25 protein-coding genes and 1 pseudogene are annotated in these 24,279 nt (G+C 42.8%); 15 read left to right on the top strand and 11 right to left on the bottom strand.

What is annotated here, in order from left to right; all coding sequences use genetic code 11:
- Nucleotides 1-9: 9 nt before the first annotated feature.
- On the bottom strand, nt 10-1,167 hold the full coding sequence (locus NKMY2_RS08200; protein WP_042686957.1) for a TrmB family transcriptional regulator: 1,158 nt from the start codon (nt 1,165-1,167) through the stop codon (nt 10-12).
- Between the two features lie 162 nt (nt 1,168-1,329).
- On the opposite strand from NKMY2_RS08200, the gene NKMY2_RS08195 reads away from it, so the two are divergent.
- The 5 genes and pseudogenes from NKMY2_RS08195 (at nt 1,330) to carB (ending at nt 8,071) form a co-directional block, all read left to right on the top strand.
- Complete coding sequence (locus NKMY2_RS08195) at nt 1,330-1,890, top strand: hypothetical protein (protein WP_052347659.1); 561 nt, start codon at nt 1,330-1,332, stop codon at nt 1,888-1,890.
- 16 nt (nt 1,891-1,906) lie between these two features.
- A complete protein-coding gene (locus NKMY2_RS08190) occupies nt 1,907-2,395 on the top strand; it encodes a hypothetical protein (protein WP_042686955.1) in 489 nt (162 codons plus the stop codon).
- 1 nt (nt 2,396) lies between these two features.
- Nucleotides 2,397-3,596 (top strand): AAA family ATPase, encoded by a 1,200-nt coding sequence (locus tag NKMY2_RS08185; RefSeq protein WP_042686953.1) that lies wholly within the window; start codon nt 2,397-2,399, stop codon nt 3,594-3,596.
- A 55-nt stretch (nt 3,597-3,651) separates the two neighbouring features.
- Complete coding sequence (gene carA / locus NKMY2_RS08180) at nt 3,652-4,821, top strand: glutamine-hydrolyzing carbamoyl-phosphate synthase small subunit (protein ID WP_420887353.1); 1,170 nt, start codon at nt 3,652-3,654, stop codon at nt 4,819-4,821.
- Nucleotides 4,811-8,071: pseudogene (carB, locus tag NKMY2_RS08175) on the top strand (carbamoyl-phosphate synthase (glutamine-hydrolyzing) large subunit). The gene carA and the pseudogene carB overlap by 11 nt, the downstream one beginning before the upstream one ends.
- On the opposite strand, the gene NKMY2_RS08170 reads toward carB, so the two are convergent.
- Entirely contained in the window at nt 8,068-8,817 is a 750-nt protein-coding gene (locus NKMY2_RS08170; RefSeq protein WP_042686949.1) for a metallophosphoesterase, read from the bottom strand. The pseudogene carB and the gene NKMY2_RS08170 overlap by 4 nt on opposite strands.
- A gap of 34 nt (nt 8,818-8,851) precedes the next feature.
- On the opposite strand from NKMY2_RS08170, the gene NKMY2_RS08165 reads away from it, so the two are divergent.
- Entirely contained in the window at nt 8,852-9,154 is a 303-nt protein-coding gene (locus NKMY2_RS08165) for a hypothetical protein (RefSeq protein ID WP_042686947.1), read from the top strand.
- A gap of 1 nt (nt 9,155) precedes the next feature.
- Here NKMY2_RS08165 and NKMY2_RS08160 read toward each other — a convergent pair whose 3' ends face one another.
- The gene (locus NKMY2_RS08160; RefSeq protein ID WP_042686944.1) at nt 9,156-9,350 is read right to left on the bottom strand and encodes a DUF1059 domain-containing protein; all 195 of its coding nucleotides are present in this window, start codon (nt 9,348-9,350) and stop codon (nt 9,156-9,158) included.
- Between the two features lie 144 nt (nt 9,351-9,494).
- Between NKMY2_RS08160 and NKMY2_RS08155 the strand changes: the two genes are divergently transcribed.
- Both NKMY2_RS08155 and NKMY2_RS08150 read left to right on the top strand, forming a co-directional pair.
- Complete coding sequence (locus NKMY2_RS08155) at nt 9,495-10,175, top strand: hypothetical protein (protein WP_157832501.1); 681 nt, start codon at nt 9,495-9,497, stop codon at nt 10,173-10,175.
- Nucleotides 10,106-10,681 (top strand): IS200/IS605 family accessory protein TnpB-related protein, encoded by a 576-nt coding sequence (locus NKMY2_RS08150; protein WP_081781897.1) that lies wholly within the window; start codon nt 10,106-10,108, stop codon nt 10,679-10,681. The genes NKMY2_RS08155 and NKMY2_RS08150 overlap by 70 nt, the downstream gene beginning before the upstream one ends.
- Nucleotides 10,682-10,747: 66 nt before the next feature.
- Here NKMY2_RS08150 and NKMY2_RS08145 read toward each other — a convergent pair whose 3' ends face one another.
- The gene (locus tag NKMY2_RS08145; protein WP_042686937.1) at nt 10,748-11,044 is read right to left on the bottom strand and encodes a hypothetical protein; all 297 of its coding nucleotides are present in this window, start codon (nt 11,042-11,044) and stop codon (nt 10,748-10,750) included.
- An 87-nt stretch (nt 11,045-11,131) separates the two neighbouring features.
- On the opposite strand from NKMY2_RS08145, the gene NKMY2_RS08140 reads away from it, so the two are divergent.
- Entirely contained in the window at nt 11,132-11,428 is a 297-nt protein-coding gene (locus NKMY2_RS08140) for a V-type ATP synthase subunit F (protein WP_042687341.1), read from the top strand.
- On the opposite strand, the gene NKMY2_RS08135 is transcribed toward NKMY2_RS08140, so the two are convergent.
- Nucleotides 11,425-12,120 carry a hypothetical protein gene (locus tag NKMY2_RS08135; RefSeq protein WP_052347657.1) on the bottom strand — a complete coding sequence of 232 codons (696 nt, stop codon included), beginning with the start codon at nt 12,118-12,120 and terminating at the stop codon, nt 11,425-11,427. The two genes, NKMY2_RS08140 and NKMY2_RS08135, sit on opposite strands and share 4 nt — an antisense overlap.
- Before the next feature lie 129 nt (nt 12,121-12,249).
- On the opposite strand from NKMY2_RS08135, the gene NKMY2_RS08130 reads away from it, so the two are divergent.
- Together NKMY2_RS08130 and lsrF are read left to right on the top strand one after the other, a co-directional pair.
- On the top strand, nt 12,250-13,275 hold the full coding sequence (locus NKMY2_RS08130) for a zinc-dependent dehydrogenase (protein ID WP_042686935.1): 1,026 nt from the start codon (nt 12,250-12,252) through the stop codon (nt 13,273-13,275).
- 42 nt (nt 13,276-13,317) lie between these two features.
- Entirely contained in the window at nt 13,318-14,559 is a 1,242-nt protein-coding gene (gene lsrF, locus NKMY2_RS08125; protein WP_052347655.1) for a 3-hydroxy-5-phosphonooxypentane-2,4-dione thiolase, read from the top strand.
- 25 nt (nt 14,560-14,584) lie between these two features.
- Here lsrF and NKMY2_RS08120 read toward each other — a convergent pair whose 3' ends face one another.
- Complete coding sequence (locus NKMY2_RS08120; protein ID WP_238549812.1) at nt 14,585-15,022, bottom strand: YybH family protein; 438 nt, start codon at nt 15,020-15,022, stop codon at nt 14,585-14,587.
- A 195-nt stretch (nt 15,023-15,217) separates the two neighbouring features.
- Here NKMY2_RS08120 and ilvB point away from each other — a divergent pair, with 195 nt between their 5' ends.
- The 4 genes from ilvB to NKMY2_RS08100 are packed head-to-tail and all read left to right on the top strand — an operon-like array spanning nt 15,218 to nt 19,947.
- Nucleotides 15,218-16,906, top strand: a complete 1,689-nt coding sequence (gene ilvB, locus NKMY2_RS08115) for a biosynthetic-type acetolactate synthase large subunit (RefSeq protein WP_042686932.1) — start codon at nt 15,218-15,220, stop codon at nt 16,904-16,906.
- 9 nt (nt 16,907-16,915) lie between these two features.
- Complete coding sequence (gene ilvN / locus NKMY2_RS08110) at nt 16,916-17,398, top strand: acetolactate synthase small subunit (RefSeq protein ID WP_042686930.1); 483 nt, start codon at nt 16,916-16,918, stop codon at nt 17,396-17,398.
- Complete coding sequence (locus NKMY2_RS08105; RefSeq protein ID WP_042686928.1) at nt 17,395-18,918, top strand: 2-isopropylmalate synthase; 1,524 nt, start codon at nt 17,395-17,397, stop codon at nt 18,916-18,918. Before ilvN ends, NKMY2_RS08105 begins: the two co-directional genes overlap by 4 nt.
- Before the next feature lie 15 nt (nt 18,919-18,933).
- On the top strand, nt 18,934-19,947 hold the full coding sequence (locus NKMY2_RS08100) for an isocitrate/isopropylmalate dehydrogenase family protein (RefSeq protein WP_042686926.1): 1,014 nt from the start codon (nt 18,934-18,936) through the stop codon (nt 19,945-19,947).
- Here NKMY2_RS08100 and NKMY2_RS08095 read toward each other — a convergent pair whose 3' ends face one another.
- From NKMY2_RS08095 to NKMY2_RS08075, 5 genes are all read right to left on the bottom strand, one after another.
- A complete protein-coding gene (locus NKMY2_RS08095) occupies nt 19,948-20,208 on the bottom strand; it encodes a hypothetical protein (RefSeq protein WP_042686924.1) in 261 nt (86 codons plus the stop codon). It abuts the gene before it with no gap.
- Nucleotides 20,209-20,324: 116 nt separating this feature from the next.
- Nucleotides 20,325-21,608 carry an aspartate--tRNA(Asn) ligase gene (gene aspS, locus NKMY2_RS08090; RefSeq protein WP_042686921.1) on the bottom strand — a complete coding sequence of 428 codons (1,284 nt, stop codon included), beginning with the start codon at nt 21,606-21,608 and terminating at the stop codon, nt 20,325-20,327.
- Nucleotides 21,605-22,123 (bottom strand): transcription elongation factor NusA, encoded by a 519-nt coding sequence (locus NKMY2_RS08085; RefSeq protein WP_042686919.1) that lies wholly within the window; start codon nt 22,121-22,123, stop codon nt 21,605-21,607. The genes aspS and NKMY2_RS08085 overlap by 4 nt, the downstream gene beginning before the upstream one ends.
- Before the next feature lie 144 nt (nt 22,124-22,267).
- Nucleotides 22,268-23,134: a sensor histidine kinase gene (locus NKMY2_RS08080; RefSeq protein WP_052347653.1), complete on the bottom strand. Its 867-nt coding sequence runs from the start codon at nt 23,132-23,134 to the stop codon at nt 22,268-22,270.
- A 239-nt stretch (nt 23,135-23,373) separates the two neighbouring features.
- Entirely contained in the window at nt 23,374-23,751 is a 378-nt protein-coding gene (locus NKMY2_RS08075; RefSeq protein ID WP_042686916.1) for a response regulator, read from the bottom strand.
- Between the last annotated feature and the right edge of the window lie 528 nt (nt 23,752-24,279).

The following is a 24,279-nucleotide window of genomic DNA, read 5'->3' as shown; positions in this document are numbered from 1 at the left end:
TCTTTGAATTTAGCTGTTTATCTTCAGATGGACCATCTCGCCTTTGTGCGAGTCCGTATGATAAGTCATTTTGGTGCTCTGGCCCTTTTGCTCAAGGTAGCTTCCAATTAACATTGCCCATGGCAAGGAATGGCCGCTGTTTATCTTTGATTCAAGCGTGATGTTGTTTGTCTTTGAGTCGTACTGGATCTTACCTGCACAGGTGATCTCTAGGGTAGAGTTTACAATGTCTAAAATCTCCTCTAGCGGTCTGTCCTTTAGCGATATACCATTTTTGTCCAAAAACTTTACAAAATCTACCAGTTTATTCTTTGAATTCATGATGGAATTGAGAACGAAGCCAAGGCCGTTTTCATTTATTGCGTTGATTATCTTGCAAACCTCAAGTGCGCGGGCCTTTGTCATGTCTGAAAGGTTATCTATTTTCAATGCAGTCTTCCAAACCTGTGAAAAAATCTTGGTCTGATTTCCACCTAGTATGTCAGTTGCAGTAAAAATTGCCCCCTTTCCGTTTGTGCTGTCAATTAAGAGAAGCTCAGTGTCATCAAAGATGAAGCAGTTCTGAATGATTTCCGATGACTTGATTTTTACGCCGTCTGGCATTGCCCTAAATGACTCGCTTCCAATTACCTGTGACGGCACAATTAACTTGACATCTAGATTCCTTCTCAACACTGAGAGTAATTCCTCCTTGCATTCTGCCAGAATGCTCAAACCCCACGAGTCTGCCATTACGTGAATTGATGATTTTGCACCGTCGACCATGGTGCGCAGCTGTTTTACAACATAATTCGGATGAAGGTGGAAATATCTTTTTTCTTCAGCGCCGCGAGCCTTCTTGCTCTCCTCGCTGATTTTCTTCAAGTTGGAGACAAGCGTATTCATGGCGTCTACTTTGTTTATCTGCTCGTGCACTATCTCGTCAAATGCGTCCTCTGGCGCAATGGCCGTGCACATTACTGGCTTGCTTTTTGATAAAATTGCAAGTTTTTTCTGCTGGAGCTTTAACAAAACTGGATAAACCTTGGTTCTTGGAAGTTCGGAATAATATGCAACCTCGCTTGCAGAAATGGTGCCCTTTGTGACTATTGTCACATAGGCGCGAGCTTCGTATTTTGAGAGGCCAAACTCCTCCAAACTTATGGTTAGCTCGTGTTCTTTTACCATGACCTGTGTTTTGGTATTATTAGGTAAGATCCATTGTCAAATTCATTGAACAAATGCTAGAAAAAAAACTCTAGATTGTACCCCTTGCATACTGTAACTGCGGTTAAACCAAAATTTGTGACACCGTTCTAATAAACACAAATCTGGGTTGATGATCAAGACATGGTCGCAAGTTCAGTATTTGTAAATGATATGGTGCGCGTTCTTCCAAACCCGTACGCCCTTACAATAAAGCCAAGGCTGGAATACTCTGCGTATCTGGTACAGCGCATATTTGATAAACTGCAAAAGCAGTGGGTGCTGGCAAGAAAATCCAACCTGAAGTTCTATCTCCAAAACGAAGGGGTGCTTGCAGAAAACTACGAGTTCAACAAACAGGTAGAATTTGAAGGGATCCTGACCTCTGCAATAACTGCAATCAAAATGATTCAAAAACGACTTGACTCAATATCTCAAATCAGTAACATCACCGAAACCGTGTCTCCCATGATATCCATTTTGAGGACTGTTAACTCTAACATCTATCTTACGTCGCCTGATATTAGTCAGGATTTCATTGAGCTATCCGGGATTTTGGGCAGCATTGTTATGGATTCGGGGAGTTTGATTGAGGCCAAATTTGACTTTAAGCAAACAAACCTCGAATCCAAACAAATCCTAGATGAAGTAAATTTGATAGCAGAATCTAAAATTCGCAAGCAGTACCCTAATCTAAATTTCTAGCAAGCCTGTGATGCTCATGAAGTCCTTTGAATCAAGCAGTTTAGACCGAGATGTGGAAAAGGTCAGGGGCATATCTGCACTCGTCAAAAAAAGACTCCTAGAATCGAACCCAAAATACGAACAAAAAATAGCAAAAATGTCTCGTGAGGAACTAGAAGACTTGGACATGATACTTGGACTGGCAGAGCAAGTGCTCATGAAATACCACCACAAGCATGATGCATATGCCATTTTGAAAGAGTTTACGGACCTGATTAGAAATTCGACTTTTTCACTTGGGGAAATAAATGACCAAATACAAGAACTGATAATTTCCGCCCAGTCCTCAGTGTCTGAAATAAAGACAGCGCAAGGCGATGTATCATCAAGTCTGTTTTTTGACGATAAGGTAAGGCCTGAGACCTCCTCAAAAGAAGGTAGAATAAATTTAACAAAATCTGCTACACCTGTTTACACACCAGAATACCAACAAAGTTCTCCAGTCCAGTACGAACAGGTGATTTGAGATGAGTCTAGCCCCGCAAGAATTAGAAAATAATGCAAGCAAGTATGCCTCTGACGCAATAAAGCTTGATTCCCAAGGCGCAAGGGGCATGGCAATTGCAAGCTACCAAAAAGCAATCGATTCTCTTGTAAAATTAATCCACTTGTATCCTGATAACAAACTAAACAAGGTTTACACCGAAAGATGCCGCGCTTATGAAAATAGAATAAAGGCGCTCCAAATGACACGCGGTGTGGACATAGAGCCAGCAGTTGATCCAAACGCAACTCCTGCAGAGCAAAAAGCGTCACTTGAAAAGAAAAAGGACGAAGATGATTTTGATGACCTGATAATGAAAGAAAAGCCAGACGTTAGCTGGAAAGAGGTAGTTGGTCTAGACGATGCAAAAAGCGCACTGCGCGAGTCAATCGTGTATCCTACACAAAGGTCTGACCTGTTTCCGCTTGGCTGGCCCCGAGGAATCTTACTTTATGGCCCACCAGGATGTGGCAAAACAGTCCTTGCAGCGGCAACTGCAAACGAAATTGACGGCTATTTCATAGTGGTTGATGCGGCATCGATGATGAGCAAGTGGCTTGGCGAGGCAGAAAAGAACGTCTCCAAAGTATTCAAGATGGCACGAGGATATGCCGAGCGCGAGCACAAGCCAGTAATATTATTCATAGATGAAATCGACTCCCTTCTGGGAAATAGAAACAGCGAGGTTGGAGGCGAGGTTAGAACAAAGAACCAGTTCCTAACAGAAATGGATGGAATCAACGGCAAAGGAAAGGACATCCAGCTGTATGTGATTGGTGCTACGAACAAGCCTTGGAGCCTTGACTGGCCATTCCTGAGAAGATTCCAAAAAAGAGTCTATGTTCCACTGCCGACACTTGAGGCAAGGGAGAAACTGTTTGATTTGTACACTCATCCGCTCAAAAAGGACGAAAAAGTCAAGTCAAATGAGCTTGCAAAAATATTTGACGGATACAGCGCAAGTGACATTAAGGACATCTGCCAGTCTGCACAACTAATGATTGTAAACGAGTTGTTTAGCGCACCTGACTATCACGAGCCAGTTGCAGGCGAAACGCCACCGCAACCGCGCGATCTGACCACCAATGACTTTAAGGAAATGATGGGAAGAAGAAAGCCGAGCGTTTCGATGGACATGATCCGAGCTTACTACAAGTGGAGCGAGCAGTTCAGAGCACTCTGACTTTTTGTTTGCGATCATCTCTCATAAAACTTAAATCAGCTTAGAAATCCACTTTTTGAGGGTCACAATTTCGATAAAAAAAGCCCAGTTTGCAAACAAATACGGAAAACTGATTTTATCTGACGGTACGGTTCTTGACGGCAAGGGCTTTGGGTACCAAAAGACCGTTTTTGGAGAACTGGTGTTCAACACTGGGATGGTGGGATACACTGAGACTTTGACTGATCCATCCTATGCAGGCCAAATCCTGACACTGACCTATCCGTTAATTGGGAATTATGGCGTTCCAGACCCGTCACTAATGGATAAATCGGGAATATCTCAATTCTTTGAATCTGATAAAATCCAGGCACGGGGACTGGTGGTTCACGAGCTATCTGAGGTTGCAAGCCACTGGAATCTTACCATGACCTTAGATGAATGGCTATACAACGAAAAGGTGCCTGGAATCTCTGGAATTGACACGAGGGAGCTTACAAAAAAACTCAGAATTGGAGGCGTCATGATGGCAGCACTCGTGGTATCTGACTCTGAAATTGATGTAGAGTCTATCAAAAAACAACTCGCGGAAGCCAAATCGTACTCGTCAGAGGAATTCATGGACCAGGTTTCAACAAAAGAAGAACACATCTATGGCAATGAGAGTGAATCGATTGTGGTGATTGACACTGGCGTGAAAAACGCAATCATACGAAACATTCGGGACCTGGGATACAGGGTGGTAAAGCTTCCATGGAACGCAACGATTGAAAAAGTATTATCGTATAATCCAAAAGGAGTGGTGCTAAGTAATGGTCCTGGTGATCCTGAGAAATGCCCGCAAACAATTCAAACTGCAAAACAGCTAATTGAAAAAAATATTCCGACACTTGGCATCTGTCTTGGCGCACAAATAATCGGGCTTGCCGGCGGCGCAGAAACTTACAAGCTCAAATACGGTCATCGGGGGCAAAACAAATCCTGCCTTAATTTGAAAAATAACCAGGTCTATGTCACAAGCCAAAATCACGGTTATGGAATTAATCCTGACTCGTTGGGAAAAACTGATTTTGAATTATGGTTTACAAATACAGACGATAATACAGTCGAAGGCATAAAGCACAAACAAAAAAAAGTCATCGCAGTCCAGTTTCATCCGGAAGCATCGCCTGGGCCATATGACTGTAAATACGTCTTTGAAGAGCTGAAAAGTTTGATCAAGGGGGGAGATTCTAATAAGAAATGAGAGCCTGAAAAAAATTCTAGTTCTTGGTAGTGGGGCAATAAAGATCGGAGAAGCAGGCGAAAGTCGCAAAAACGACCGCTAATTCGACTACTCCGGCAGTCAATGCCTCAAGGCCATACGGGAGGACGGTCTGAAAAGCGTGCTGATCAATCCAAACATCGCTACAATTCAGACAGATACCCGTTTTGCCGATAAAGTGTATTTGCTACCAGTTACTCCCGAGTATGTCTCGTCAATAATTGAATCTGAACGACCAGACGGCGTAATGCTGGGGTATGGCGGCCAGACTGCGCTTAACTGTGGTGTAAATCTTGGCGAGCAGGGAGTCTTGACAAAATATGGAGTCAAAGTGCTTGGAACGCAAATCCCTGGAATCCAAAAAACAGAGGACAGGCAGCTGTTCAAGGATTCCATGAAAGAGTGCGGAGTCCCGGTACTCAAGAGTAAAACTGTCAACACGTTTGACGATGCAAAAAATGCCGCAGAAGAACTAGGCTACCCTGTGATAATCAGAGTGGCGTACACACTTGGGGGCAAGGGAGGCGGTGTGGCCTACAATGAATACGAATTGCACGAAATTGTTGAACGCGGATTAAATGCAAGTCTTGTAAGACAAGTGCTCATTGAGGAATACATCGGGCACTGGAAACAAATCGAATATGAGGTAATGCAAGACTATGAGGGAAACAATGTCATAGTGTGCAACATGGAGAACGTTCTTTCAATGAGGGTTCATACTGGCGATAACATTGTTGTTGCACCGTCACAAACAATTAACAACCATGAATACCACATGCTTCGCTCTGCAGGACTTCGCGCAACAAAACACGTTGGGATTGTAGGCGAATGCAACATCCAGTTTGCGCTAGAGCCCACCTCTGATAGATATGTTGCAATCGAAATCAACCCAAGACTCTCAAGATCATCTGCTCTTGCAAGCAAGGCAACCGGATATCCGCTTGCATACATGTCTGCAAAAATAGGGCTTGGACACTCACTACCAGAACTTGTAAACCGCATCACAAAAACTACCACTGCGTGCTTTGAGCCCTCCTTGGACTATATCGTGTGCAAGCACCCTCGCTGGGATTTTGCTAAATTCGAGCTTGCAAACCGCAAGCTTGGTCCTACCATGAAGTCGGTGGGCGAGGTAATGGCAATTGGCAGGACATTTGAGGAATCATTGCAAAAATCAATCAGGATGCTTGACATTGGCAATGATGGGCTGGTCCTCAACCGCGGCAATGGGAAATCATACGATGTGGAAGACATTGAAAATCATCTTTTGAATCCAAATGATCATATTTTGTACTATGTTGCAGCCGCTCTTAAGAAAGGACTATCAGTTGAAAAAATCCAAAAACTATCTTCAATTGATCCATGGTTTATCGAAAAAATAAGAAACATCGTTGACGTAGAACAACAGACAAAGGAAAAACCGATGAACTCTGAACTTATGCATAAAGCAAAGCACTTTGGGTTCTCTGATAGGCAAATAGGGCGGGCTATAAACAAAAATGAATTCGAGGTGCGAAAACTCCGAAAAGAACTCGGTGTTGTTCCAATTGTAAAACAAATTGATACACTTGCAGCGGAATGGCCGGCAAAGACAAACTATCTTTACATGACGTATGGGGGAACTGAAAACGACATTCAAGTCAGTTCCGATCAGAGGGGCGTAGTTGTACTGGGTGCAGGACCGTATAGAATTGGAAGCAGCGTAGAGTTTGACTGGGGAACAGTCAACATGGTTTGGGGGTTGCAAGAAAATGGCGAACAAAACGTAATTGTTGTAAACTGTAATCCGGAAACCGTCTCAACTGACTATGATATTTGCAGCAGGCTTTACTTTGAGGAGCTTACCCTTGAAAGAATTCTGGACATTGCCGACTTTGAAAATCCAAAGGGCATGGTCACCTCTGTGGGCGGACAAACTGCAAACAATCTGACGCCACAGCTTGCAAAGGCGGGAATTCATCTCCTGGGCACGTCTGCAGAAGATGTTGACATGGCTGAGGACCGCTCCAAGTTTAGCAAAATCCTTGACAAATTGCACATAAAGCAGCCTCTATGGCAGGCGTTTTCTAGCTTTTCTGAGGCAAAATCATTTGCAATAAAGGTCGGATACCCCGTCTTGGTAAGACCATCTTACGTGTTAAGTGGAGCCGCAATGAAAGTGGTGTGGTCACAAGAAGAACTTGCCAAGTATGTCGGCGAGGCAACCACGCTTTCGCCTGATCATCCCGTGGTGATTACAAAATTCATGCTAAACTCGCTTGAAGTTGATGTGGATGGCGTATCTGATGGAAAAAATGTCATAATCGGCGCAATTGTGGAGCACATTGACGCCGCTGGCGTTCATTCAGGCGACGCAATGATGGTCATCCCGCCGTGGCGCCTTAACAATAAACAAGTTGAGACCATAACTGATTATTCAAACAAGATTGCAAAATCGTTTAACATCAAAGGCCCGTTCAATTTACAATTTCTGATTCATAACGATCAAGTTTACGTAATTGAGCTAAACATTAGGGCGTCTAGATCAATGCCGTTTGTCTCTAAACTGATAAAGACAAATCTCATCAGCCTTGCGGCACGCGCGGTTCTGGGCAAACCCCTGCCTAACATACCTTCAGACAAGTGGAAGAAAACACTAATCCATGGAATCAAAGTGCCCCAGTTTTCGTTTATGCAGCTTGACGGTGCAGATATCGTACTGGGTGTGGAGATGCAGTCAACAGGCGAGGCCGCGTGTTTTGGCGATAGCTTTTACGATGCGCTGGCAAAGGGATTGATTTCTGTTGGGTATAATCTGCCAAAGCAAGGGACTGCACTGATCACAATCGGCGGTGCAGAAAACAAGGAAAAAATGCTACAAACAATGGCAATTCTAAAACACCTTGGATTTAAAATACTTGCAACAGAGCACACTGCAGAATTTTTGTCTGAAAAAAATATTCAGGACGTTGAAATTGTCTACAAAATCAGCGAGCCGCACCGAAAGCCAAACATCTCTGATTTGCTTTATGAGCGCAAAATCAACTTTATAATCAATATTCCATCCACGTCAACCCTGGAAAAATATGTGGGAATGCTTTACGACGAATTCCAAATTCGCAGAAAGGCAACTGAGCTTGGAATCCCCGTTCTTACTACGACTGAGCTTGCAGAGTCTTTTGTCAAAACGCTAGAGTGGCTTCACACCAACGAAACTACCAAAAGGGCGCTTGAGCCGTACGATCCGTTCTAAATTACTTGGGACAGAAGCGACTCATTGCCAATTATTGTGCCGTCTAGCGTGGCAATTTTTGCAGAAGAAAAATCCTTGATCCTTTCTAAAATTGGTGAGATTGATTTTTTGTATGTCTTCTTTTTTGTCGCATAAAAATACCTGTTAAACGATGGAACTATCGTTATTTCTATTTCTCCGGAGGTAGACGGAAATATTTTTTCTTTTTCGGCCTTTAATGAAACCCATACCCGTTGCCCGTTTAACACCGAGTCTTCCTCAAAAAACACGGGGTGGACGTGCCCCATAATTATCTTGTCCACATGAGAAAAATTCTCTGTTGGCATTGTGTGGCCGTGTGTGAGCAAAACGTTTTCAATTACAAGGCCGATCGAACCAATCAGAGTTATTCCGTCTGGTGCAAGTTTTTGTATGTTGGAATCGTGGTTTCCGGGAATCAGTATGACGTTTGTTTTTTCTTGCATCTTTTTTAAAAACAGCGGAACCTCGTCCCACTCACTCCTTGAAATTGTCTTTATGCTTGATTTTACGTCGCCTAGCAGAATCAAATCGTCTGGTTTTTCAGAGTCAATGATTGATGATAACTGCTCGATTGATTCGTTGATGCTGGTATTTTTTCCAACAAAAATCAGATTTGTTGCCAGACTGCTTTCAAATCCTATGTGCAGATCAGTTGCTATTAGGTGACGCTTTTGACCTTCAAGTATCATTGCCGGCTTGGAAGGAACTATCTTAGTTAGTACCACCAAAAATATACGCATCATTTGAGATTAAATTCTTGTGGAAAAAACAGAAAATAAAACAGACGTGATTGTTTCAGAAAAACGAGTAAAACTGCACCTGTTTGAGCCTAGCCAAAGGCAAATCTGGACCGTGGTTGGAATGGGAAAAGAACATTGGATTTCTCCAGAATTTGATTTTTGCTCGTGCGAGGGATATTATTTTGGGAAATTAAAAGGAAAGAAACATTGTTACCATCTTGACTCTGCCAAATTGGCGCAGGACGAAAACAATATTGAAATCGTAACGTTTTCTGATGACGAATACTCTGATTTTTTGTCAGGACTGATATCTGAATTATAGGCTATTCGTTTCTTATGGAGTCTCGTGAGTGACCCTTGTTTACTATCATCTGAATTACGGCATCGACTGAATACTCTATGCCGTGCTCACTTTCCATGTGGTCGCGCAGCTTTTGAATCAAGGATATGCTTTTTTTGCCCTCTAAAACAAAATCGCACTCAAAACCATATTCTGCGCATATGAGTTTTATTGTCATCATTTGAAAATTTCGTCTTTTTACTTATAACCTTTGTTTTACAAGGTTCTGTGTAATCTACGAGACCTAAACCCCGATGTCATTCCGAGGTCAACATCTAACACAACGGATCGTTTTAATCCCAAAATCTACCATATGCTCCCATTGCCTGTCAAGTCAGTGCGGCAAAACTTTGATCCCAACTCGGAAATATCATCGATGATGGAGACATTCCGCCAGATGGTGAACCACTGCATAAGAATCGGTCTTGAAAACAACTGCTCTACGCTAAAAAGACTATCCAGTTTGGCATACCGCACACTGCAGGATTATGATATAATGTCGTACTACAAGATGACTGCAATCTCGCAAGCATGCGGAAGACTGTCCCAGATGAAAAGAGACATCAAAAAAGGCAGAAATCCAAAATCACCGTTTGTGCAAAAGCCATATCTTGTATCCTGCTATGGATTCAAAATCAATGGAATACTGCTATCATTCCCAGTACGTAACAGGGAATTTGCAAACATTCTGCTAAATGATCATCTGATCAGAATTTTATCAGACCAGTCCATTACACCAAGATCATTTACCATAACGCCCCAATCCCTGTCAATATCGATTGCCAAGGATGTTGAATCAATCCAGACGGAATTCACAATAGGAGTCGACAGGAACCTGAGAAATGTCACATTTGGAAACGGCAAAGAAATAATCCAAGTAAACACGTCAGAGATGCTCAAAATAAAGGAGAATTATTCTCACGTCAGATCCACATGTACAAGAAACGACCACAGAATCAGAAAAAAGGTTTACGGAAAACTTGGAAGGCGGCAGACAGGATAAGGCAGAGAATCCACAGAATGTCAAAATCAATAGTAAACTATGCCAAGAAAAACAAGGCTGCAATAATATTTGAGGATTTGAAAGGAATCAGAAAACTATACCGAAAGGGAAACGGCCAGGGAAATAAATTCAGAAGAAAGCTAAACTCGTGGTCTTTTTACGAACTGGAAAGGCAGACATCATACAAGGCAGCATGGGACGGCGTTCCGTTCTATAAGATAGATCCAAGGCGCACCAGCACGCTATGTCCGGCATGCGGAGGGAGACTCCAAGTGGACAGGCAGAGACATCGGGATTTGTGGTGCGGTAGTTGCAGGCGATGGCGCGACAGGGATGTTGTTGCCGCAATGAATATTGCTTGCAAGGGGTTGCACAGGTTTTGCAATCCTCAAGGTGACGCAGGTGAAGCGATGAGGGGGAACCTGGAAGAGCCAGTAATCCTCAGAGTCGATGTGTCAAAGTTGGTCACGGACTGGAGCGATGAGTGCATTGTTCAGGTCTTGTAGATTACACAGAACCTTTTACATTGTTAAGTGGCAAAACCCTGGATCTGCTATTTTCAAAAAGGGGAATTAAAGTGGGATGGTAGATATGTCGTCTTTTGAGACTCCTTTCCACAATCCAATCATGCCTACCGGCTCCACTGGCTCGACTTTGGTAATTTTTTGAATCTTGATGTGATCCGGGTTTGGCGGCATCCAAAGCATTGCCATGTAGTCTCCCACACTGCCTACTTTGTTTGGCAATGCAGAAAATATTTTGTCTTTTGAGAATCCTTTTGCCACAAGTGCTTCTATTGACTTGGTTTGCAAATCCATTCTTCCATGCGTAAAAAGGTAAACGTCTTTTGTTGCATCTATTTCTGACATGTATTCTCTGAATTGTAAAGGTAAATCAAGGTTTCCAACAATCTGGGCTCAAAAAAAGTTAAATTGGTATTAAAAAGACTGCTAACTGTGAAGATTGTAACTATTGGTAGCAGAATTTTTGTTACAAGTTTTCAATTAGCCGGAGTTCAGGGAATAGTCGTGGATAATCCGTCTGAGGCATTTTCAGAAATCAAAAAACTAGCCGATGATCCTGACGTGGGTCTGGTTCTGATAAGTGATGATATCTCTGCACCGATCAACACTGATTTGACAAAGCTACGTGCAACAAAATCAAAACCACTCGTGTTCTCATTGCCAGCTGCTGGCAGCGCAAAAAAGGAAGTAGACTACAGAAAAATGCTCAAGACCATTCTCGGAGTCTAAATCCTATCGTATTTCCTATCGTCTGCAAAAGACAGTTTGCCCGTCTTCGGTCCTTGCACATACGTTCCAATATACGCAATGCCTCCTGCAATTATTCCGCCTGCAAATAAAAGTGCAAACCCAGTTATTGGAATTTCTATCATGTCCATGATTTCAGAGCTGGCAGTTTCGTTTCCTATGGCAAAGTCAATAAACCCAGCCCCGCTCAGTCCTGCAAACATCATCAGTATTGTAGTTGCCGCCCCACCGACATTCATTCCTACAAGCTGCGCCCACGCAAGTTGTTTTTTACTTCCTCGTACCTGGCGATTCAAATTTGTCTCAAGATGACTGTAAAATATCGCAGTAATTGCGATTGTAACAACTAGTGTTATGTACATGAAATAACCGAAAAAGAACCACTTGGCCGGACCATCAATTGATAACGATAGGAACTCAATTAGGCTTACGTCTGCAAAGATTGCCTGAATTAGGATCAACGCGACAGTAAGTCCCGTGATGACTGCTCCCTGAATTATTGCAGATAGTACGAACCTGTTCCCCCAAACACTTGGGCGTTTTTTATCGGATACCTCGAGGAACTTTCTCCGCTCGGTTTCCTTCTTTTCAATCTCTACATAGTTGTAGAATTTCTTCAATAGCCTCGATTCTTCCTCATCGTCAAACCTATCTGGCTCGTCCCATCGCGACATTACTGATGTGAGTCTGAATTTTGTAATAATTGATTTTATGTTCGAATCGAACGGAATGTTTGAAAATTCTCCACAAATTTTTCAAATTCGTGAATACACATATACCCAAAAAATCTTGTAAAAAACACAATGAAAGCGGCATTTGTTACCGGTCCATCCAAAGTTGAGGTTGGTGACGTACAAAACCCCGCACTTGGATCCGGAGACGTTTTGATCAAAATGAAATCTTGTGGGATATGCGGCTCTGACGTTGAAAAAGTGTTTGGAAAATACGGACAACCTTCAATGCGCCTTGGACACGAACCTGCCGGAATAATCCTAGATGTGGGATCTGATGTTAAGGAATTCAAAAAAGGAGACCGCGTCTTTACTCATCATCACGTGCCTTGCTATTCTTGTCATTTTTGCACGCATGGAAATGAGACGATGTGTGCAAAATACTATGAGACAAATCTCTCCCCATGTGGACTGTCTGAAGAATACGTGGTTCCTGAATGGAACGTAAGGCACGGGGGCGTCTTGAAAATTCCAGACTCGATGTCATTTGACGAAGCTGCAATGATAGAGCCACTGGCATGCTGTGTTAGAGCATGGAACAAGTTCCAATTCAAAAAAGGCGACACTGCGGCAATCTTTGGGACTGGACCTACTGGCATAATGCACATGATGCTTGCACAAGCAAATGAGTTTAGCAAGGTATTTTGTTTTGACGTAAATGACTTTAGGCTAAATTTTGCAAAAACATTTGGCGTAACCACGCTGACATCGGGAAACCAAAATTCTATTCCACAACTTTTGTCTGATACGCAAAACCGGGGAGTCGACGTTTCAATCGTGGCAACGGGAAGCCTGCGCGCCGTATCTGACGCCATATCGTGCACGAGAAAGGGTGGGACAATTGTCCTCTTTGGAGTTCCGTCAAAAGGCGCTACGATGGATATTGACATGAGCGTGATTTACTCTAAAGAACTGACGCTGGTCCCAAGCTATGCTGCATCCGATCATGATACCAGACAATCACTTGATCTAATCGCGTCTGGCAAGGTGGATGTAAAAAAACTAATCACCCATAGGTACACGTTATCTGAATCTCAAAAGGCCTTTGAGCACGCTCACACTGGCGAAAACGCCATGAAGATAATCATTAACAGCTAGAAAAGATTAAGAAGGGTTCAAAATTTTTGAGAGTGAATAGAAATGGATTGGGGTTTAAAAAACAGAATTGCAAGCATAATCAAGCCAACCAATAACAGGGGCGTAATGCTTGCCATAGATCATGGTTATTTTTTAGGACCGACAGAGAAGCTTGAAGTTCCAAAGCGAACAATTAGTCCTTTACTAAAGTACTGTGATTCGTTGATGGTGACAAGAGGAATTGTCAGGACATCAGTTGATCCTAACTTTCCGGTTCCAATAGTGCTGCGCGTTTCAGGCGGCTCTAGCATAATTGGGGAGGATCTCTCAAATGAAAAAATCACGACAAGCGTAAAAGACGCAGTTAGAATTAATGCGAGTGCACTTGCGACGTCTATCTTTGTCGGTGCAAAATACGAGCACAACTCCCTAGTGAGTCTTGGGAATCTGGTAAATGAAGCAGAAGAATACGGGCTACCAGTTTTAGCAGTGACTGCTGTAGGAAAGGAACTTGCAAAAAGGGACGCACGATACCTTTCACTATCATGTAGAATTGCAGCCGAATTTGGCGCACATATAGTCAAGACATACTATTGTGATAACTTTGAAAAAGTTGTAAACAGCTGTCCTGTACCTGTAATAATTGCAGGCGGACCAAAGATTCCAGAGCGCGATGCGTTGGCATTGACGTACAATGGAATCAAGGCAGGCGCGGCGGGAGTTGACATGGGCAGGAACATTTGGCAATCCCAATATCCAATCCCAATGATTCGTGCAGTGCGAGCAATAGTTCACTCTAACTATAATCTCAACCAAGCATACGAGTTATTCAAAAAACTCTGCAAGGAATATCCTGTAAGAAACAATCCCTCACAGAATTTCCCAGGAAGACTGCCACAAAACCAGCAACGACCACAACAAAACCAGCCAAAGCCGCAGCAGAACCAGCAGCGACCTCAGCAAAAGCCACAGCAGAATCAACCACGCCCTCAACAAAATCAGCAACGTCCACCACAACCAACTCAACAACAAACCAAACCGCAACAAACTCAACCAAGACCTCCGCAAAAACAGCAACCAAAGCCTCAGCAAAACCAGCAGCGACCTCAGCAAAAGCCACAGCAACCAAAGCCACAGCAGAATCAACCAAGACCTCCGCAAAAACAGCAACCAAAGCAGCAGCAAAACCAGCAGCGACCTCAGCAAAAGCCACAGCAACCAAAGCCACAACAACAGTCTAAGCCAAAACCACAAAAATCAGAACCAAAAAAACAACCAGAGCCAGCTGCGGCAAAAACACAATAAATTTTTACAACTTTTCTGTTTTTGATTACGGTACTCTAGAAAGATGGATGTGAACTATTTTCCACGTTGGCTTTTTTATCAGGACAAATGTGGCCCTGCCGTCAATTAGGATGTGCTCACCAGTGTACGCCTTGTTGTCTATTAGCATTCCTTTCTGTGTCAGCTCAAACGCGACTACTGCCACGTCCCCAAACACGCTTATCTTTGGATTTCTTATTTGGTGATCATAGTCTGATATGCTGATGAATCGCAACTCCTCTAGCGATATGGTCGTCTTAAAGTCCTTGAGATCGTATGGCGGAACGTCACTAAAGCTAGAAAAACTGTTGTCGTCAAGCTGAATCTCCCTTAGGGGTGCCAAGTCTTTTGTTTTTCCCACCTCAAAAAAAGTTTCAATTATTTTGATGATTTCTTCCCTGTCTGACAAAATCGTTTTTGCTTGGAACATGCCGAGTTTAAGCATTATGCCTACGTGGACATTCTAAACCGAAAAGTCAACAGGAGTTTTTACGAATCTATAAGGTAATGTTTATAATGCTAAAATCCGTGTTAACCACTGAATATGACAATTTACAGTTCGACTGCCCCTACGGTTCTGCTGCTGGTCGAGCTGGTGCTGTAAATTTATACTACAGCGAATTTTTTAGGTGAATAATTTATGGAAACAATCTCTGGCGCTCGCGCATTAATGAAAGCATTGGAAAAGGAAGGTGTTAAGGAAGTCTTCGGCCTACCGGGAGGTGCAAACTTGCCTATGTACGACGAGTTGTACAAAAGTAACATCCGTCACATACTTGTCAGACACGAGCAATCAGCTGCACACATGGCAGATGGGTTTGGCAGGGTTAGCAGAAAGCCCGGTGTGTGCTTTGCAACTTCAGGACCTGGAGCAACTAACATCATAACGGGGCTTGCTACCGCACAGGCAGACTCCTCACCGATGGTTGCAATCACAGGCCAAGTGCCAGTCAACATGATTGGACGCGACGCGTTTCAGGAAAGTGACATTATCGGAATTGCAAATCCTGTGGTAAAGTATTCTTTTCAACCAAGACATGCATCTGAAATTCCGACCGTTATCAAAAAAGGGTTTTACATTGCAGAGACAGGACGTCCTGGCGCCGTATTAATTGACATTCCAAAAGACGTGCAGCAAAATGAGGCACAAATGGAATTTCCAGACGAGATCAAAATACGCGGATATCATCCATGGACTGATCCTGACGTTATTGCAATAGAAAAAGCAATTACCTTGCTGCTATCATCAAGCAGGCCTGTCATTTTGGCAGGTGGAGGAGTGATAATTTCAGGAGCATTTGCAGAGTTACAATCCCTTGCAGAAATGCTAATGATTCCAGTTGTCTCTACATTCAAAGGAAAGGGCGCATTTCCAGAAACCCATCCGTTATCTGTAGGACCGATAGGCATGCACGGTCACGCAGAGGCAAATAAAATAATGGCAGAGGCTGACTGTGTTCTTGCAATAGGGACACGATTCTCCGACAGATCAGTTGGGACGTTTACAGAATTTGAAAAGCACCTAAAAATAATCCACCTTGACGTGGACCCTGCCGAAATAGGAAAGAACCAGACCACAAGCGTTGCAGTGGTTGGCGATGTCAAGGCATCATTGAGAATATTTCTCAGATTGTTGCTTCAAAAGGCAACTAAAAAGTCAGAACACAACGTATGGTTTGATCACGTAACTGAGGTAAAGGAATACTGGAAACAAAACTTGAAGCTACACCCCGGCGAGCTTACAGCTGCAAAAATCTTGAGGAAATTGCGCGAGGTATTGCCGCACCAATCGATTGTTACAACCGAAGTAGGCCAACACCAAATGTGGGCATCATTGTTCTATGATGTGATACACCCTGGAACTTTCTTTAGCTCAACTGGTTTGGGAACTATGGGATGGGGATTCCCGGCAGCGATTGGAGCAAAAACTGCAAGGCCCGACTTGCCGGTAGTGGACATTGCAGGCGATGGAAGCTTTAACATGACTGAAAACTCGTTGGCAACATCAGTTCTTGACAACTTGCCTGTGATCGTATTTCTAGTAAACAACTACACCTTGGGAATGGTTGCCCAGTGGCAGAGAACCTTCTATGATAGGAGGATGATTGGCGTTGATCAAAAACACTGTCCTGACTATGTCAAGCTAGCAGAGTCATACGGGGCACAGGGAATTAGAGTGGGAAACCTCGACGAATTGGGCAACGCAATCAAGGCAGGGCTAAAGAGCGACGTGGCAACCGTAATTGATATTCCAATTGACCCAGAAGAAGACGTGCTTCCATTCGTTGCACCCGGCACCTCACTTAAGGACATGATATTACCATCGTAGTGATCTGAAATGTGGGCAATACTTTCAATACTTGTCGAAAACAAACCGGGGATTCTCTTTAAGGTGACTCATCTTTTCAGGTCGAGGAACTTTAACATAGATAGCATCTCAGTTGGAACGACGCAAAACCCCGAGTTTTCCAAGATGACAATCACCACAATAGGCGATGAGAAGCAGATCGAACAAATTGTAAAACAGCTTGACAAAATGATTGATACGATAGAGGTAAAGCGCCTAGATGAGAAAAAAACCGTATATAGAGAATTGGTCTTATTTAGAGTTAAAGTATCAAAGGCATCTGATACCATGGAGATAAACAATATTGCAAATTCATTTGGGGCAAAAATCCACGATGCGAGAAAGGACTCCATCATGCTAGAATTGACTGCCACCCCTGATCAGATAGAAAACCTTCAGGAGCTATTGTCCAAATACGAAATCTTGGACATGGCAAAAACCGGCGTTGCGGCATTGCAGAGGGGCGGAGATTGAGAGTTAGGATTTTTGACACCACGTTACGGGACGGAGAGCAAACACCTGGCGTCGCACTGTCGCCGGAGAAAAAACTCGAAATTGCAAAAAAGCTAGACGAGCTTGGCGTAGATGCAATAGAGGCTGGATTTCCAGTAATATCTGAAGGAGAACAACAAGCAATTAGGCTAATAACAAAGGCAAACCTTTCTGCAGAGATTTGCGGCCTTGCACGAACGACCAAGAAGGACATAGATGCAGCAATAGACTGCGGACTAAACTACATCCACACATTCATCGCAACATCTGACATTCACTTGCAGTACAAGCTCAAAATGACTAGAGATGAGGCGCTATCTAAGGCAATAGAGGCAGTCGAATATGGGAAATCTCATGGCTTGCAAGTTGAATTTTCAGCAGAGGACGCAACAAGATCCGACCGTGAATTCCTAAAGCACGTGTTTTCCGAAGTGGCAAAGGCAGGAGCAGACCGAATAGACATTCCAGACACCGTTGGATACTCTACACCTCAGTATATTGCAGAAATTACCAAGGACGCAATCGCAGCATCACACTTGCCAATCAGTGTTCACTGTCACAACGACTTTGGGTTGGCAGTTGCAAACGCCATATCTGGGATCCAGGCCGGAGCACAATGTGCACACGTTACAATTAACGGAATTGGTGAGAGGGCAGGAAACGCATCGCTTGAGGAACTTGTCATGGCATTGCAATGTTTGCCGTTTGGGCATGGGCAAAAGTGGGAGACTGGGATCAATACCAAACTACTATACGCAACTTCCAAGTTTGTCTCAAATCTAGTTGGAATCAAAGTTCAGCCAAACAAGGCAATTGTAGGCGAAAACGCGTTTGGCCACGAGTCTGGCATTCACACGCATGGAATTTTGAATAATCCGCTCACATACGAGCCGATAAGTCCTGAGTTGGTTGGCAGAACCCGATGGCTTCAAGTGGGAAAACACGCCGGAGTTCACGGGGTGTCTGCAATGCTTGAAGAATACGGCGTAAAGGCAAGTGAGACGCAGCTAAAGCTAATCTTGGATAAGGTAAAGGCAATCGGCGATCAAGGAAAACAGGTGACCGAAGTTGAATTGCTATCAATAGCAAACGAACTATTGTCTGAGCACCCGATAAAAAGAATAGTTCAACTAACAGGATTTTCAGTCTCTACTGGAATAGGCACAATGCCTTATGCGTTTGTCAAGCTAAACATTGATGGCACTGATTACATTGGAACAGATTATGGCGTGGGCCCAGTTGATGCCGCGCTAAATGCCATACAAAAGATTACCGGCGAGATCGCCAAGGTGCGAGTCAAAGAATACAAACTTGATTCAATTTCAGGTGGCGCAGATGCGCTATGCGAGGTCACCATAAAGGTGGACGATGCATACGGGAACGTGGCGTCTGCAAAATCAATCGGTGAGGATATAGTAACTACTAGTGTTCAGGCAGTAATTGAAGGAATTAATCGAATAATGTTCAAAAAAACACTAAAACAAAAAAAGATCGGAAACTAGGTTTAACGACTAGTCATGTACAAGATTTCATTAATCACTGGCGATGGTATCGGGCCTGAATTATCAGAATCCGTAATTTCTGTATTGAACACAATCCATGATAAATTAGATGTTAAGTTTAGTGTAGAAAAATTACTTGCGGGCGATATTGCGTTGGAAAAATTTGGAAAGGCATTGCCTGATCAGACGCTAGATGCAATCAAAAAATCTGACGTGTGCATGAAGGCGCCAGTCGGAGAATCTGCAGCTGACGTGATTGTGGTATTGCGAAGAATGCTTGACCTGTATGCAAATATTCGGCCTGCAAAATCCTATCCTGGCATGAATGCCCTAAAGGATGGAATTGATATGGTGATTGTTCGGGAAAACACGGAGGACTTGTACACTGGACAGGAGTTTGAGGTGCAGGGCGCCGCAGTTGCATTTAGGATTATCTCCGAAAAGGCATCTGCAAAGATTGCAAAATATGCATTTGAAACCGCAAGAATAAGAAATGGAAAAAAACGCGTCACATGCGTCCACAAGTCAAACGTCATGAGAAAGACCGACGGTCTATTTTCTAGAGTTTGTGCCGATGTCGCAAAATCCTATCCTGACATATCGTTTGATCAAATGTATGTTGATGCGTGCGCAATGAATCTGATTAGACGTCCTGAAACCTTCGATGTTATTGTTACCACTAACCTATTTGGCGACATTTTATCTGACGAATCTTCCGAAGTGGTGGGTGGATTGGGCATGGCGCCAGCTGCGAACATTGGAGATGACTTTGCGTTATTTGAGCCAGTGCATGGCGCGGCATTTGACATTGCCGGAAAAGGAATTGCAAACCCGTCTTCTTTTATCTTGTCTGCAAAGATGATGTTAGAGTGGCTAGGTGCAAAACACAACGATCCGAAATGTTTTGAAGTTGCCAAGAAATTAGAATCTGCCGTATATGGTGTGGTGAACAAGGGAGTCAAGACTTGTGACATTGGTGGGACAAAGACCACGTCGGAATTCACAAGGGAAATCGTTTCTTTACTGTAATCATACATCTGATGCAGGGGGATTCCTTGACCAGAAAAACATCATCAGGCAAAGCGGTATCATGCATACTATTGCCGCGATCACAAAAACGACATAGTACCCCTGATGGAGTCCTGGGATAAGCGGCCCTGGGAACACTGCGTAAAACCACACAAATGCCACAAATCCTACGATTATCTTATTTTTCTTAATTGTTGCCTTTAAGCCCAGTTTTCGCTTGTCGATGTAGCATTTTTTGCATCTAGTTCTGTCATCTGTCATACAAGATGTGCAAACTTGCTTTTGGCAGAAATAGCATTTTCTGTCGCCGAACCTAGAGCTGCAAAATTCGCAAGTTACCAATTAGGGTTTTTTCTCTTTTCTTTGAATTTATCTTTTTATGGGCTTAGTCTTTCCGGGTCTCGCGGATACAGGACTACCTCTCTGACGTTGTCTGTTCCAATTATCACTGCCATTAGTCTGTCAAGGCCCATTCCCCACCCGGAGTGTGGCGGCATGCCCCAGTCAAAGGCCCTTAGGTGATCCTCAAAGTTTGCAGGATCCAGCCCCTGCTCTGCAAGGCGTGACCTTAGCTTGTCAGGATCGTGGAGCCTTGTTCCACCTGACGATAATTCCAAATACCCATACTGCAAGTCAAATGACCTTGACAACTCTGGGTTTTCATCTTTTTCATGAATGTAAAACGGCTTTAGCTTCATAGGCCAGTCAATCAAAAAGAAAAATCCTGGATGATTGTTGCCGATTATTTTCAAATGCGAGTCTAAAAGATCCTCGCCAAACTGAACGGTAATTCCTTCTTTTGCCAATTCTTCTAGAACCTGCTGATACGTGACTCTCTCAAATGGCTGCTGCGGAACTTTTAGGTCCCGCTCCAAGATTTTTAGCTCTTCGGCGCAATTTTCCGCAACGTCTTTGAACACAGAAACAACAAGCGATTCTAAAACATCGATTACATCTGTATAATCCATAAATGCTGCCTCGATGTCTATGCTGGTAAATTCGCTCAGATGTCTTCCCGTGTGTGACTTTTCTGCGCGGTAAAACGACGCAATCTCGAACACTCTCTCAAGGCCGATTGTCAGCTGCTCTTTGTATAGTTGCGGGCTTTGCGCAAGGTAGCCTTTTTTGCCAAAATACTCTAGTGAAAACAGATTTGCGCCGCCCTCGCTTGCACTGCCGATTATTTTTGGCGTTGTCACCTCGATGAATCTTTTTTGCGAAAGGATTCTTCTCAAGGATGCCAGGACATGGTGTCTTATCTTAAAAATCGCGGCAACTCTTTGGTTTCTCAAGTCCAGTGCTCTTGCGTTTAACCTGTTGTCAATGTTGCTCTCTAGTCTTCCAATTGGATCAATTGGGAGTGGGTGCACCGCCTTTGTTAGGATGTCAATTCCGTTTGCCTTTATCTCAAATTTAAAATCGCGGGCCTTTGTGCTCTGGACGGTTCCGCTCACCATGATGACGCTCTGTCTTGTCAAGTCCTCCGGTATGCTTGTGGCGTCTTTGGCAATTATCTGGGCAAGTCCTGTCACATCGCGCACTGTTAGAAACGCCAGTTTTCCAAGCTTTCTGAGGTCTTCTACCCATCCTCCGATTACCACATCTTGCCCTTCCATGCTTGCCGATATTTCGTCAATGTTGTGAGTTTTCTTGAATTTCATTTTCTCTGGCTGTCCTCAAATTCTATTACTATGTCCAGTTGGCGCACCTGCTTTACAATGTTTATGACCTTGTTTATGTCAATTGGGAACTTTGCAGTCCACTTTCCAGACACGATTACCTTGGTTTTCTGAATTCCACCCGGAACCCAAACCACGTTTATAGACAGAATTCTTATTGGAAAGAACAAATCCTCGATGAACTTTCTGTCGTTTGCCTCTGATTCTACGAGCCAAATTTTTCCTGAGAACTCGTTCTGCAGAGTTCTGTAGAGCACTCTGCTCTGTCTGATGATGTCGATGTCTGCTTTTGACAGGTATAGTACAAAATCACCTGACACCTCTCTGCATGAAAACAAGGAAAACTTGTCTATCTCTGAATTTGTTTTTGCAAGTTTTGCAAGCTTTATTGAGGCATCCACGTCTGCTTTTGTCAGCTGGCCTGACTCGACCTTTGACTCGCACTGGGGGCACAAGATTGCGTTTTTTGCATCAAAATTACATATTGGAACTTGCAAGTAAATCGATTTCGCAATGAAACTAAAGATAAACTTATGGAAAGCGCAAATTTGACTAAAATTTCAACTGGAACATCAATTTAGAACCACAACGTCTAGTATTCCTTAAAAAATTTAAATCGGTTCCTGGGGCGGTTTTAAAAATTACGCTTTTTCAACAATAGATGCCAGGTTTTTTGGTATCTCGATAGTAAAGACTGTGGGCTCGCTGCTTGCAGTTATCGTTCCCGCATGCTGTGTTATGATGTTTCGGCAGCTTGAAAGACCGAGTCCTGTTCCGTTTTGTTTGGTGGTAAATAAGGGCACAAAAAGTTTTGATAATACGTCTTTGGGAATCGTGGGGCCGGAATTCTGTACTTTAATGATGTTTGAATTTTGGTCTTCAATCACTTCTATGATCAAGTCACCTGATTTACTCATTGCATCTGCCGCATTGTTGAACAAGTTTGTAAATACAATTTCTAATTTTTTTGGATCGCATACTATCATCACATCACAGTTAATTGTTTTTACCTTTATGGATTTTGGCAAATTGATGTTTGAGAGCGTGGACTGGATGATATTTGAAATCAAACACGTTTGTATCTCTAATGGGGTGTTTCTTACAAAGCTTAGCGTTCTGTCTATCTCGCTTTTCATTTTATTGACTGCTCTGCCTATTACCTGAAGTTTGTCATCTTGCTCTTCAGTCAGGCTATTTTGCCTAAGTAGCCACAGAGCCGATTCGATTATGGCTAGGGGTGATCTAAGATCATGAGCGATTTGACTTGACAACAAACCTATTGCGGATAATTTTGCAGATTTCTCCATCTCTGCATCTTGCACTTGTATTCGATTAGTTGCAGTTTCAAGCTCTGCATCTTGCATCTGTATTTGATTGGCCGCTATTTCCAGCTCTGTTTTTAAAAAGTTTATTTTCTCAATATTGTTATTTTTTGTCGCAATTTTTCGGATCTGTTCTTGCTCAGTATTGATTAAGTTGTCATGTTTCTTAACTGTCTGTTTCTTCACTTGTCTATCTCACCTTCGTACAATGATATAAGATGCGCTTACGTTGTTGTCAATTTTACTGACATAACTGTAAGTATGGTCAGATTACTTACAAATTTTTTGAAAATCGCGGAAAACTAAATTCAGTCTGTTTTCCATAGATTTAACTTTAGTTTGATTCGTGTCTAATCAATTAAACTACAGATTTCATATTTACAGACGAACTAGTTTTAGTTGTACGCTAGAAAATTAATATCATCTTAACAAGATACCTTTGTAGTTACATGTCTTCTTATTAATTCTGAGAGAAATTCAGTAGGCCATGGTTTTTCTAATAAATAAATGGCGCAAGCTGATTTTACTTCCTTCCATCTGGCATGATCAGCAAATCCAGTCATCATGATGATGTTTGCATTTGGGAATTTACTCCTTATGCGAAAAAATGCATCAAATCCATCCAGTATTGGCATTTTTACATCCATGAATACAAGATTTGGTATGTGTTTTTCAAATTGTAAGACAGCCTCCTGCCCATTACTTGCTAAAATTGCACCATATCCTAACGTGGTTATCACTTCGGACATAACCTTTAGAAGATCAGCATCGTCATCCACAAGAAGAATATTTTGTTTTTCCATGATGATGATCAGTCATCATTCCATATAGGTGTGGGGTAGCTATGAGTAATAAAAAATAATTTCACAAAATAGGCGACGATAATTTGATTAAAAACAGACATTATCTACAAATATCCCACATTAATTGCAAATACGTGTAATTAGGTAGGAACGTAGGAATGTTAGATAATGTTAAGCTAAACTAAGATGGCCATGATCATCTGAAAATATTCTTCTGTCATTGTTGGTATCCCCACCTTTTTGCCAGCCGTATCTTCCTGGATCTTCTTTTTCAAAACATAGTAGTTCGGCAAGCGTCAAAGTATCTAATATGTCCTAATTTCTCATGAATGTGACATCGGGGGTTAAACTCTGTACCACTCACTTACCTAGCACGTCTAACCACACAATCATGATTTTGCTGTTGAGGTATTTTGGTATGATTACCCAAGACTGCATTTCTCCTTGAAATCATATGGACTATTTTGCTTCACATCTATATGTCTAAAGTTAAATGCTTCTCATTGCTATCAAGGCAAAGGTGACTGC

The sequence above is a fragment of the Candidatus Nitrosotenuis chungbukensis genome, assembly GCF_000685395.1.
Classification (GTDB): domain Archaea; phylum Thermoproteota; class Nitrososphaeria; order Nitrososphaerales; family Nitrosopumilaceae; genus Nitrosotenuis; species Nitrosotenuis chungbukensis.
The sequence above is the reverse complement of the archived record's forward strand: the minus strand, read 5'-3'. Positions and strand labels throughout refer to the sequence as shown.

What these genes read in the sequence shown, in the direction of transcription:
- NKMY2_RS08120 (WP_238549812.1), bottom strand. Translation starts at nt 15,022, where the DNA reads ATGCTTAAACTCGGCATGTTCCAAGCAAAAACGATTTTGTCAGACAGG.
- NKMY2_RS08200 (WP_042686957.1), bottom strand. Translation starts at nt 1,167, where the DNA reads ATGGTAAAAGAACACGAGCTAACCATAAGTTTGGAGGAGTTTGGCCTC.
- NKMY2_RS08145 (WP_042686937.1), bottom strand. Translation starts at nt 11,044, where the DNA reads ATGTCAGAAATAGATGCAACAAAAGACGTTTACCTTTTTACGCATGGA.
- NKMY2_RS08190 (WP_042686955.1), top strand. Translation starts at nt 1,907, where the DNA reads ATGAAGTCCTTTGAATCAAGCAGTTTAGACCGAGATGTGGAAAAGGTC.
- NKMY2_RS08160 (WP_042686944.1), bottom strand. Translation starts at nt 9,350, where the DNA reads ATGACAATAAAACTCATATGCGCAGAATATGGTTTTGAGTGCGATTTT.
- ilvN (WP_042686930.1), top strand. Translation starts at nt 16,916, where the DNA reads ATGTGGGCAATACTTTCAATACTTGTCGAAAACAAACCGGGGATTCTC.
- NKMY2_RS08075 (WP_042686916.1), bottom strand. Translation starts at nt 23,751, where the DNA reads ATGGAAAAACAAAATATTCTTCTTGTGGATGACGATGCTGATCTTCTA.
- ilvB (WP_042686932.1), top strand. Translation starts at nt 15,218, where the DNA reads ATGGAAACAATCTCTGGCGCTCGCGCATTAATGAAAGCATTGGAAAAG.
- lsrF (WP_052347655.1), top strand. Translation starts at nt 13,318, where the DNA reads ATGGATTGGGGTTTAAAAAACAGAATTGCAAGCATAATCAAGCCAACC.
- NKMY2_RS08195 (WP_052347659.1), top strand. Translation starts at nt 1,330, where the DNA reads ATGGTCGCAAGTTCAGTATTTGTAAATGATATGGTGCGCGTTCTTCCA.
- NKMY2_RS08095 (WP_042686924.1), bottom strand. Translation starts at nt 20,208, where the DNA reads ATGACAGATGACAGAACTAGATGCAAAAAATGCTACATCGACAAGCGA.
- NKMY2_RS08135 (WP_052347657.1), bottom strand. Translation starts at nt 12,120, where the DNA reads ATGTCGCGATGGGACGAGCCAGATAGGTTTGACGATGAGGAAGAATCG.
- NKMY2_RS08130 (WP_042686935.1), top strand. Translation starts at nt 12,250, where the DNA reads ATGAAAGCGGCATTTGTTACCGGTCCATCCAAAGTTGAGGTTGGTGAC.
- aspS (WP_042686921.1), bottom strand. Translation starts at nt 21,608, where the DNA reads ATGAAATTCAAGAAAACTCACAACATTGACGAAATATCGGCAAGCATG.
- NKMY2_RS08100 (WP_042686926.1), top strand. Translation starts at nt 18,934, where the DNA reads ATGTACAAGATTTCATTAATCACTGGCGATGGTATCGGGCCTGAATTA.
- NKMY2_RS08185 (WP_042686953.1), top strand. Translation starts at nt 2,397, where the DNA reads ATGAGTCTAGCCCCGCAAGAATTAGAAAATAATGCAAGCAAGTATGCC.
- NKMY2_RS08150 (WP_081781897.1), top strand. Translation starts at nt 10,106, where the DNA reads ATGTACAAGAAACGACCACAGAATCAGAAAAAAGGTTTACGGAAAACT.